The following is a 10,394-nucleotide window of genomic DNA, read 5'->3' on the forward strand; positions in this document are numbered from 1 at the left end:
GTCGACGCCGTCGTCACCACCCACCGGCACGGCGACCACTGGCAGGCCCTCGCCCCGGTCGTCGAGGCGACACGCGCGCGTACGTACGCGGGTCGCGAGGACGTCGACGGCATCCCGGTGACCACGGACGTCCCCCTCGACGACGGGGACACGGTCGCATTCGGCCGGATCTCGCTCACGGCCCGCCACCTGGTCGGCCACACGCCCGGCTCCATCGCGCTCGTCTACGACGACCCGCACGGCCACCCGCACGTCTTCACCGGCGACTGCCTCTTCCCTGGAGGTCCTGGGCGGACAACGCGCCCCGAAGACTTCCAGAGCCTGATGAGCGGGCTTGAAGAGAAGGTGTTCAACTTGCCAGATGAGGCCTGGATCTACCCCGGGCACGGCAACGACAGCACTCTCGGGGCGGAGCGCCCGCACATTCAGGAGTGGTGGGCTCGGGGCTGGTAGTCGCGGACAGTGAGAACTCGGATCATCACCGCCCTGGTAGGCGTCGTTGGCACGGGCCTCGGCGCCTCCCTGGCACTGACCAGGTACGACCTGGCAGGCGCGAACAGCGGCGCGCAGCAAGCGCCAGGAGCTTGATCAGTCGAAGGAACAGGCCCGCACGCAGCTGTACGTCGATCACGTGGGCCGGCGCCTGGAGAACCGGCGAGCGAGGTACATCGCCTTCATGAAGGCGATGTCGGCACTGGCCCAGGCGACCCGAGACGACGGAATTGACGGCGCTCGATTGACCGGCCGACCCGTCCGGCACCTCGCGGAGACGGCCGAAGCCGCCGACTGGATCGACACAGCCCGTAACACGGTGGTGATCGACAGGCCGCAGGCAGTCGCCGGCCAGGCCGCAGAGCTGCGCCACATCCCGTACAGACTTGCGAGCGCCGTGTCGGCGATCTATGACGATTCCTTGGACCACGACGGCAGGCAGCGGGCGCTGCAAGAGGCCGGCGAGATTCGCGCCAGTCTCCTCCAAGAGCTGACGTGGCTCTCCGTGGTGGCGTCTGCGGCATTGAATCTGGACGGGCGGCAATCACCTCGACAGCTTTAATCAGACGCCCGGCACTGCGCCCTCCGCTACATAGGCACTTCTCTCACCTGACCTACAGGTCTGCAAGGGGACCGACTCGATCAGCGCCCGGAGTACTGGCACTTCCAGCCCTGCTCCGCGACGTCGTCGAGGACCGCCTGCCAGTCCCCCACGGAGGCCATTCGGGACACGCACGTCCGGCGCTGTCCGCCGCCTGAGGGCCGCTCACCCCCAAGGACAGGGCCGCGATGTCGGCCCGGACCGGCCGCCAGCTGACCTGCGATCACCGGGTGGAGCCCGGCGACCCGATCGGTCGCACGGTCCAGGTCCGAGGCTGAGGCCGGTCGCCACGTGTCCGTTGCGACAACAGGCGGACGGCCCGGACGCTGACGTCGGCGGGTCGTCCGTCCAACCGCACTCGGCGGGTCGTCCGTCCAACCGCACGATGAACTGGTCGACGGCGAACAACAAGACGACGAACTTCGACGACCTCGGCCCGTCGAGCCGGGTCGTGGAGGAGAAGGTCGCCGGCACGCTGACCAAGTCGTACCAGTACAGCCCATGGAGCGAGCGCCTGTCCCAGGTCACCCACAACACTGACGGTACGACCCCGGACGGCTACTACGGCGACAACAGCCACACCGATGTCGAGACCCTCACCGACAGCAACGCCGACACCAAGGCCGCCTACGGCTACACCGCCTACGGCTCCGACGGCAAGTCCGAATGCACCGGAATCGACAAGCCGAACGCCACCGACCCCACCAAGGAGGACTACAACCCCAACCGCTTCAACTCCAGGCGGTGGGACGCCCAGTCCGGCACAACACGTGGAAGGACCCGAAGACCTTCGCGAGCCTCATCGACGACGTGGAGTCGAAGATCTTCGCGCCACTGCCGGACGAGCGGTGGGTCTACCCCGGCCACGGGAACGACACGACTGTGGGGGCCGAGCGGCCGCACCTCGGGGAGTGGCGCGAGCGCGGCTGGTGATCTCGCGAGCAGCGCACCAGGTCAGGCGTGCGCCTCGCCCGGCGCCGACAGCTCCACGACCCGCTCCACCCCGAACACGTAACCCTGGACGCCGCAGCCGGCGATCACGCCGTCGGCTCGCAGGGAGACGTAGGAGTGGTGCCGGAACTCCTCACGCTGGTGGATGTTGGAGATGTGGACCTCCACCACGGGAAGGCCGTCACAGGTGTTGAGCGCGTCCAGGATCGCCACGGAGGTGTGTGAGTAGGCGGCGGGGTTGATGACGATGCCGACGGCTTGCTCGCGTGCCTCGTGGATCCACTCCACCAGCTCGCCCTCATGATTGGACTGCCGGAAGTCGACGGTGGCGCCGTGGGCGGCGGCCGCCTTGACACAGAGCGCCTCGACGTCGGTGAGGGTGTCCCGGCCGTAGATCTCCGGCTGGCGCTTGCCGAGGAGGTTCAGGTTGGGTCCGTTGAGGACCATGATCGGGGCGGTGGCGAGGTTGCGCGGCACGACGGGCTCCGTATGTCTGTCGGTTGTTGCTCCCTGAGGGTCTATCACGACGCCCTCGGCCACCGGCCCCGCACGCACCCCGTCAGGGCGTGACCGCCAGCTCCACGTAGGCGGCGAGGATCACGAGGTGGACGCCGCCCTGAAGCGGTGTCGCGCGCCCCGGTACGACGGTCAGGGTGCCCACCACCATCGTGAGGGTGAGCAGCACCATGTGGGTCGCGCCGAGCCCCAGGAGCAAGGGGCCCGACAGCCAGAACGACGCGATGGCGACGGCCGGGACGGTCAGGCCGATGCTGGCCATCGCCGAGCCCAGCGCGAGGTTGAGGCTGGTCTGGACCCGGTCCCTGCGGGCCGCTCGCAGTGCCGCGATGGTCTCCGGCAGCAGGACGAGCAGGGCGATGATCACGCCGACGACGGCGTGCGGCAGTCCCGCCGCCTCCACGCCGGACTCGATGGCCGGGGATACCCCCTTGGCGAGGCCGACGACGGCGACCAGCGCGAGAGCCAACAGGACGAGGCTGGTCAGCGCGGCGCGAGTCGTCGGCACGCCGACGTGGTCGTCGGCGTCGATCACCTCGCCGTGCTTGGTGACCGGCAGGAAGTAGTCGCGGTGACGCACGGTCTGCGTCGCGACGAAGAGCCCGTACAGGACGACCGCGGCGACGGCCGCGAAGACCAGCTGGGAGGTGGAGAACTCCGGTCCGGGCTTGCTGGTCGTGAAAGTGGGCAGGACCAGGCAGAGTGTCGCGAGCGTGGCGACGGTGGCGAGCGCGCCGCCGGTCCCCTCCGACTGGAAGACGGCCACGCGATGGCGGAGCGCGGCGGTGAGCAGGCTGAGGCCGACGATGCCGTTGCATGTGATCATGACGGCGGCGAACACGGTGTCCCGGGCGAGAGTGGCGCTCTTGTCGCCACCGTCGGCCATCAATGTGACGATGAGCGCCACCTCGATCACGGTGACGGCGACGGCCAGGACGAGTGACCCGAAGGGCTCCCCCACTCGGTGGGCGACGACCTCCGCATGGTGCACGGCGGCCAGCACGGAACCCGCGAGGACGACAGAGACGAGGGCGACCACGGCTCCCGGCAGGTCGCGCCCCCATGTGCCCGCCAGGAGCACCACCGCCAGCACGGGAACCGCGACGGTCCACCGCGTGGCCAGGGCCCGTACTCCGGTGATCATGGTCATGCCCTCGATGGTGCCCGTGGTGGACCGGGGGCGCGACTTCGGCGCCGCGCCCGGTCGTCCGGCTCAGGCACCGACCCCGTCCTTGTGCTTCTCGCCCTCGGCGGCTTCGGGGTTCTCCCGCTCCGTCCGCGCCCTGGAGGCGGCGAGGCTGGTGATCGTCGTGACGGCCAGGACGCCGCAGATGACGGCCAGCGAGACCGGGATGGAGATCTCTGGCACGCGGACGCCGGACTCGTGCAGCGCGTGCAGGACGAGCTTCACGCCGATGAAACCGAGGATCACCGACAGGCCGTAGCTGAGGTGGACCAGCCTCTTGAGCAGTCCGCCGATGAGGAAGTACAGCTGGCGCAGCCCCATGAGCGCGAACGCGTTGGCTGTGAAGACGATGTACGGGTCCTGGGTCAGACCGAAGATCGCGGGGATCGAGTCCATCGCGAACAGCACGTCGGTCATGCCGATGGCGAGCATGACGACCAGGAGCGGCGTCATGACCTTCTTGCCGTGCTCCGCGATGAAGAGTCTGGTGCCGTGGTAACGGTCCGCGACGCCGAACCTCTTCTCGATGGACTTCAGGATGCGGTTCTCCTCGAACTTCTCTTCCTCGTCGTCCGACATCGCCTCCTGGATGAGCTTCCAGGCGGTGTAGAGGAGGAACGCACCGAAGAGGTAGAAGACCCAAGCGAAGCTGGAGATGATCGCGGCGCCCGCGGCGATGAAGACCGCCCGCAGTACGAGGGCTATGAGCACGCCGAAGAGCAGCACACGCTGCTGGAGGTGTGTCGGCACCGAGAACTTCGCCATGATCAGGATGAAGACGAAGAGGTTGTCGACGCTGAGCGACTTCTCCGTGATGAAGCCCGCGAAGAACTCGCCGCCGGCCTGTCCGCCGCCCCAGACCATGACGCCGATGCCGAACAGAGCCGCCAGCACGATCCAGACGACGGTCCAGATCCCAGCTTCCTTGATCGACACTTCATGTGGTTTGCGCCCGATGAAGAAGTCGATGGTGATCAAGGCGCACAGACCTAGAACGGTCAGCACCCACAAGGTCATCGATACGTCCACTGCGCCTCCGGCGTCGTACGGCTACTGATCAGCGTCGTCGCTGCCGGAGGTCTCTTCCACCCGGACGCCTGCGCGCACGTCGGGCCGACGCCCCGGGACCGGCGGCCGACGGGCCGGTGCGTCCGTACTGACGGGGACGTCGCGTTCGGGAGTACTCCCCTCCGCTGCAAGAAGCGTACGGGAAGCACCAAGGAAAGGTAAAGGGATGGGTAAAGAAAATTCCAAACGCGCAGGTGGGAGCCGCCTTCAGATCACCGGGCAGGGGCGGTCACCCGCCCCTGCCCGGTGACGCCCACAGACAGAGATGCCTGCAGACAGAGATGCCCAGACAGGGATGCCTACAGGCAGGGCAGAATCGCCGGCATCAGGTCCTGGAACGTGCGACCGTCCGCCGGTGTACCGAGGGCCGTCATCTTCCAGCCCGTGCCCGCGCGGTGCACCTTGGCCATGATCTGGGCCGTGTAGCGGCCGCCCCCGCCGAGCGTGTAGCGGGCGAGCTCCTGCTCCGTCGACTCGTCGACGAGGCGGCAGAACGCGTTCTGCACCTCCTGGAACGTCTGGCCGGTGAACGAGTTGACGGTGAAGACGATCTGGTCGATGTGGGCCGGTACACGCTGCAGATTGACGCGGATCGCCTCGTCGTCGGCGCCCTGGCCCGCGCCTCCCACCAGGTTGTCCCCCGTGTGCTGCACTGAGCCGTCGTCGCTGACGAGATGGCGGAAGAAGACGACGTCCACAGGCTGTTTCTCGGCGAAGAGCACCGCCGACGCGTCGAGGTCGATCTCACGCGTGCGCATGCCGAACAGGCCGCGCCGGGGCGCCGCCTGCCAGCCCAGCCCCATGCGCACGGCGGTCAGAGTGCCGCCGTCCCCCTTCTCCAGGCTGATGCCCTGCCCCTTGGACAGGTTGACTCCGGGTCCCTTGGAAAAATCGGCCGCCACGCACAGTCCCCTCTCGCACCGTCCCCTGCTTCCGCGGCTTTCGCGCGGTTGCTCCCCACCCTAGGCGCCACCCGCGCGGCCAAGGGCGCTCGGCGGGGTTTGTGGCGGTCCTGCAACACACCACAACACACCACCACCTTCTCCCGCCCACCGCCACGGATCAGGCCAGGCCCGCCTCCTTCATCTGCCGCAGCTCCTTCTTCATCTCGGACACCTCGTCACGCAGCCGTGCCGCGATCTCGAACTGCAGCTCCGCCGCGGCGGCCCGCATCCGCTCGGTGAGCTCCTCGATCTGCTCGGCGAGTTCGGCCGCGGGACGGTCGGTGGGCACGGTCTGTGCCGCCTTGCCGCGTTTCCTCTTCGGCGCCTCCTTGCCCGCGGCCTCCGCCTTGCCGCCGAGCGACGGCACGGGGGCCTTGGCGCCCTTCCCGTCCTTGCCCGCCTTGCGGTAGCCGCTGCCGAGCAGTGCCTCCGTGTCGACGTCCTCGCGCGCGATGGAGGCGACGATGTCGTTGATCTTCTTCCGGAGGGGCTGGGGATCGATGCCGTGTGCCTCGTTGTAGGCGATCTGCTTCTCCCGGCGCCGGTTGGTCTCCTCGATGGCCTTCTCCATCGCCGGTGTGATCTTGTCGGCGTACATGTGCACCTGGCCCGACACATTGCGCGCGGCGCGGCCGATGGTCTGGATCAGCGAGGTGCCCGAGCGCAGGAAGCCCTCCTTGTCGGCGTCGAGGATCGACACCAGGGAAACCTCGGGCAGGTCGAGCCCCTCACGCAGCAGGTTGATACCGACCAGGACGTCGTACTCGCCCGCGCGCAGCTCGCGCAGCAGTTCGACCCGACGCAACGTGTCGACGTCACTGTGCAGGTACCGCACCTGGATGCCCAGTTCGAGGAAGTAGTCCGTGAGGTCCTCGGCCATCTTCTTGGTGAGGGTGGTGACCAGGACACGCTCGTCCTTCTCCGTGCGGGTACGGATCTCGTGCACCAGGTCGTCGATCTGCCCCTCGGTGGACTTGACGACGACCTCGGGGTCGACGAGGCCGGTGGGGCGGATGATCTGCTCCACGTGACCGTCCGCACGCGAGAGCTCGTACGCACCCGGCGTCGCGGACAGGTACACGGTCTGGCCGATGCGCTCCTGGAACTCCTCCCACTTCAGGGGACGGTTGTCGAGGGCGGAGGGGAGCCGGAAGCCGTGGTCCACCAGGGTGCGCTTGCGGGACGCGTCACCCTCGTACATGGCGCCGATCTGCGGCACCGTGACGTGCGACTCGTCGATGACCAGCAGGAAGTCGTCCGGGAAGTAGTCGAGCAGGGTGTTCGGCGGGGAGCCGGGCTCACGGCCGTCGAAGTGCATCGAGTAGTTCTCCACGCCGGAGCAGGAGCCGATCTGGCGGAGCATCTCGATGTCGTACGTGGTGCGCATGCGCAGACGCTGCTCCTCCAGCAGCTTGCCCTGCTTGTGCAGGGTCGCCAGGCGCTCGTCGAGTTCCTTCTCGATCCCGTTGACAGCGCGCTCCATGCGCTCGGGGCCCGCGACGTAGTGGGAGGCCGGGAAGACGTACAGCGACTCGTCGTCGCTGATGACCTCGCCGGTGAGCGGGTGCAGCGTGGACAGCGCCTCGATCTCGTCGCCGAACATCTCGATGCGGACCGCGAGCTCTTCGTAGACGGGGAAGATCTCGATGGTGTCGCCGCGCACGCGGAAGGTGCCGCGCTGGAACGCCATGTCATTGCGCGTGTACTGGATGTCGACGAAGCGGCGCAGCAGGTCGTCGCGGTCGATCTCCTCGCCCACCTTGAGCGGGACCATGCGGTCCACGTACTCCTGCGGCGTGCCGAGGCCGTAGATGCACGAGACGGAGGCCACCACGACGACGTCCCGGCGGGTCAGCAGGGAGTTCGTCGCGGAGTGGCGCAGGCGCTCCACCTCCTCGTTGATCGAGGAGTCCTTCTCGATGTACGTGTCCGACTGCGGCACGTACGCCTCGGGCTGGTAGTAGTCGTAGTACGAGACGAAGTACTCGACCGCGTTGTTCGGCAGCAGCTCGCGGAACTCGTTGGCCAGCTGGGCGGCCAGTGTCTTGTTCGGCGCCATCACCAGGGTGGGGCGCTGGAGCTTCTCGATCATCCACGCGGTGGTGGCGGACTTGCCGGTGCCGGTCGCGCCCAGCAGGACGACATCCTTCTCACCTGCGCGAATGCGCTTTTCCAGCTCTGCGATGGCCGCGGGCTGGTCACCGCTGGGCTGGTAGGGGCTGACGACCTCGAAGGGCGCCACCGTGCGTTCGATCTTGGATACGGGCCGCATGGAATCCACCGTACGACCCGCCACTGACAACCGGGCCGCATCCGCTGCCCGGGCCGGCTCTCGGGGGCCTCGCTCACCTGCCCTGCGGGGCGCGCTGCACCGGTCGGCCGACGGCACCGCGGGGCCGCGGGATGCGAGGGGCCGGGGTGCCGACGTCGTCCGCGGCCTCCTGCACGTCGCGCCAGTCGGGGCGCCCCGACACCATCAGCGGGTCGAAGAGGACGACTCCGCCGGCCAGGAGCAGGAAGGCCAGGGGGCCGACCAGCATGGGGCCGAGAATGCTCGCCGCCGAGTCGCCTCCGGGCGTCCCCGCGGGGTGGCTGTCCAGGTGGACCGTGATGGCGGCCATGCCCATGTAGTGCATCCCCGAGACAGCCACACCCATGATCATGCTCGCGCCGATGCTCCAGCGGATGCCTCGGATCTGCACGGCCGCCCAGAGGGCGGCGGTGGCGGCGACCATGGCGATCACCACGGAGAGCGCCACGATGAAGGTGTTGTACTCGATCGTCCCGTGCAGCCGCATTCCGGCCATGCCCAGATAGTGCATCGACGCGACACCGAGCCCTGTGATGGTGCCTCCGGTGAACAGGGCGGGCCAGGTCGTTCCCTTGTAGCCGACGATGAAGACGCCGACGCCGACCATCACGATGGCCAGGCCGAGGCTCGCGAACGTCGTCGGCTTGTCGTAGTGGATCGCCACGCCCTTGACGCTGAAGCCCATCATCGCGATGAAGTGCATGGTCCAGATCCCCGACCCGATGGCCGCGGACCCCAGCGCGAGCCACCCGGCCCGCCAGCTCGTCACCACCAGGAGCGCCCTGGTCGTGCAGCGAAGTCCCAGGGCACCTCCCAGGCAGGCCATGAGGTAGGCCACCACCGGGGTGACGAGACCGTAACTGAAGCCGTCGACCGTGCCCTGCATACGACGCAGCCCTCCCGCATGTCGTGCCTTGAGACGCTCTGCCGGTTCCCTCTCCGACGGTCTCAGCTTCGACCGCGGTCGAAGCTGAGACTAAAGCGCACGAGAGAACGTACGGACGATTTTCCGGCAAAGACTTCCGGCTCCGCGCACAGGAGCGGTCGCGGTTGGATAACTCTGTTCAAGCGGCGATCATCCCGTGTCCGTCCCGTGTTCGTGTTGGCGTCCCTCCCGTGTCGGTGTCCGACTCTCACACGCCCGCGCGGCGCCTGTCACGTGTGGGCCGCAGCGGCGGGAGGCATTGTCAGTGGCGGGCCCTACGGTGGTCGGCATGGATGCCACGGGGCAGAAACAGAACCAGAGAGCGCGGGACACCACGGTCACCCCGCGGCCCGTCGTGTGGACGGTCGTGGACAGCGGCATCGGACCGCTGCTGCTCGCCGCGACGCCGGAGGGACTGGCGCACGTGGCCTTCCACGCCTCGCCCGCGGTGCGCGACCGGGCGCTGGCACGGCTCGGCTCCCGCTTCGGGACGGATCCCGTCGAGGCACCCGGCTCCCCGGTCCTCTCCGAGGCCGCGCGGCAGTTCGCCGAGTACTTCGCGGGGCGGCGTCACGTCTTCGCGCTGCCGCTGGACTGGTCGCTGAGCAGCGGCTTCAACCGGCAGGTGCTGCGCGAACTGGCGACAGAGGTGCCGTACGGCACAGTCGTCGGGTACGGGGATCTGGCACGGCGCGTCGGGCAGCCGGACGCGGCGCAGGCCGTCGGGGCGGCGATGGGTGCCAACCCTCTGCCGGTCGTGGTGCCCTGCCACCGTGTCGTCGAGAGCGACGGGGGCATCGGCGGCTTCGGCGGCGGGCTCGAGACGAAGCGCAGGCTGCTGGCGCTGGAGGGGGTGCTGCCGGAGCCGCTCTTCTGACGGGCGGCCGCGTGCCCCTTCCTCCAGAACGCAGCGCAGGTTGCAGCTCAGAGCACACGGTTCAGCTCAGAGTGATGTGGTAAGCCTTGCGCAGCGTCTCGTGCACCGTCCACGTAGTCCGGTCGCCTTCGCGCAGGACGGCGACCGATCCCGGCCCGACCTCCAAGGTGGGACCGCCCTCGACCTCGACGGTGGCGCGGCCGCCGGCGACCACGAACAGTTCGTCGGCCTCCGTGTCCGTCACCACGCCGGGCGTGATCTGCCAGATGCCGCGCAGCTGCTTGCCGTCGGGCGACTCCCAGAGCACCTTTCCGGTGACGACGGGCTCACCGGAGACGATCTGGTCGGGGTCGAGCGGCTCCGGTTCCAGCTCCACCTCCGGGATGCGGACGGCGAAGGGGGCTGCGGTCTGATCGGTCGTGGTCATGGAGGCCACCGTAATCACCGCTAGTGCCCCGACAGGCAACGTTCGCCCCGTCGCGACGCCCGGCACGCCCTCTCGCCGCACCGGCCGAAAGCCCAA

The 10,394-nt window shown here is 68.5% G+C and carries 10 protein-coding genes and 1 pseudogene; 4 read left to right on the forward strand and 7 right to left on the reverse strand.

The annotated features are described in order from the left end of the window. The 3 genes and pseudogenes from OFY01_RS11760 to OFY01_RS11770 form a co-directional block, all read left to right on the forward strand. A partial coding sequence (locus OFY01_RS11760) for an MBL fold metallo-hydrolase (protein WP_266598993.1) occupies window positions 1–453 on the forward strand: 453 nt, incomplete at its 5' end. A gap of 223 nt (window positions 454–676) precedes the next feature. Continuing rightward, on the forward strand, window positions 677–1,054 hold the full coding sequence (locus OFY01_RS11765) for a hypothetical protein (protein WP_266598995.1): 378 nt from the start codon (window positions 677–679) through the stop codon (window positions 1,052–1,054). Window positions 1,055–1,858: 804 nt separating this feature from the next. Next, window positions 1,859–2,026 (forward strand): annotated as a pseudogene (locus tag OFY01_RS11770) (MBL fold metallo-hydrolase); the annotation flags it as partial. Window positions 2,027–2,047: 21 nt separating this feature from the next. On the opposite strand, the gene aroQ reads toward OFY01_RS11770, so the two are convergent. The 6 genes from aroQ to OFY01_RS11800 all read right to left on the reverse strand — a co-directional run bounded on the left by aroQ (window position 2,048) and on the right by OFY01_RS11800 (window position 8,955). Next, window positions 2,048–2,521, reverse strand: coding sequence for a type II 3-dehydroquinate dehydratase (gene aroQ, locus OFY01_RS11775; RefSeq protein ID WP_266598997.1), 474 nt, complete (start codon window positions 2,519–2,521; stop codon window positions 2,048–2,050). 82 nt (window positions 2,522–2,603) lie between these two features. Then, window positions 2,604–3,704 carry a calcium:proton antiporter gene (locus OFY01_RS11780; RefSeq protein WP_266599010.1) on the reverse strand — a complete coding sequence of 367 codons (1,101 nt, stop codon included), beginning with the start codon at window positions 3,702–3,704 and terminating at the stop codon, window positions 2,604–2,606. 69 nt (window positions 3,705–3,773) lie between these two features. Further along, window positions 3,774–4,775 carry a TerC family protein gene (locus tag OFY01_RS11785; protein ID WP_266598999.1) on the reverse strand — a complete coding sequence of 334 codons (1,002 nt, stop codon included), beginning with the start codon at window positions 4,773–4,775 and terminating at the stop codon, window positions 3,774–3,776. A 338-nt stretch (window positions 4,776–5,113) separates the two neighbouring features. Continuing rightward, on the reverse strand, window positions 5,114–5,716 hold the full coding sequence (locus OFY01_RS11790) for a TerD family protein (protein ID WP_266599001.1): 603 nt from the start codon (window positions 5,714–5,716) through the stop codon (window positions 5,114–5,116). Between the two features lie 160 nt (window positions 5,717–5,876). Next, a complete protein-coding gene (uvrB, locus tag OFY01_RS11795; RefSeq protein ID WP_266599003.1) occupies window positions 5,877–8,030 on the reverse strand; it encodes an excinuclease ABC subunit UvrB in 2,154 nt (717 codons plus the stop codon). Between the two features lie 73 nt (window positions 8,031–8,103). After that, on the reverse strand, window positions 8,104–8,955 hold the full coding sequence (locus tag OFY01_RS11800; protein WP_266599004.1) for an MHYT domain-containing protein: 852 nt from the start codon (window positions 8,953–8,955) through the stop codon (window positions 8,104–8,106). Window positions 8,956–9,283: 328 nt separating this feature from the next. Here OFY01_RS11800 and OFY01_RS11805 point away from each other — a divergent pair, with 328 nt between their 5' ends. Next, entirely contained in the window at window positions 9,284–9,871 is a 588-nt protein-coding gene (locus tag OFY01_RS11805; protein WP_266599006.1) for a methylated-DNA--[protein]-cysteine S-methyltransferase, read from the forward strand. A 61-nt stretch (window positions 9,872–9,932) separates the two neighbouring features. Here OFY01_RS11805 and OFY01_RS11810 read toward each other — a convergent pair whose 3' ends face one another. Further along, window positions 9,933–10,298 (reverse strand): cupin domain-containing protein, encoded by a 366-nt coding sequence (locus OFY01_RS11810; protein WP_266599008.1) that lies wholly within the window; start codon window positions 10,296–10,298, stop codon window positions 9,933–9,935. Window positions 10,299–10,394 lie beyond the last annotated feature (96 nt).

Source organism: Streptomyces beihaiensis, from assembly GCF_026274175.1.
Classification (GTDB): domain Bacteria; phylum Actinomycetota; class Actinomycetes; order Streptomycetales; family Streptomycetaceae; genus Streptomyces; species Streptomyces beihaiensis.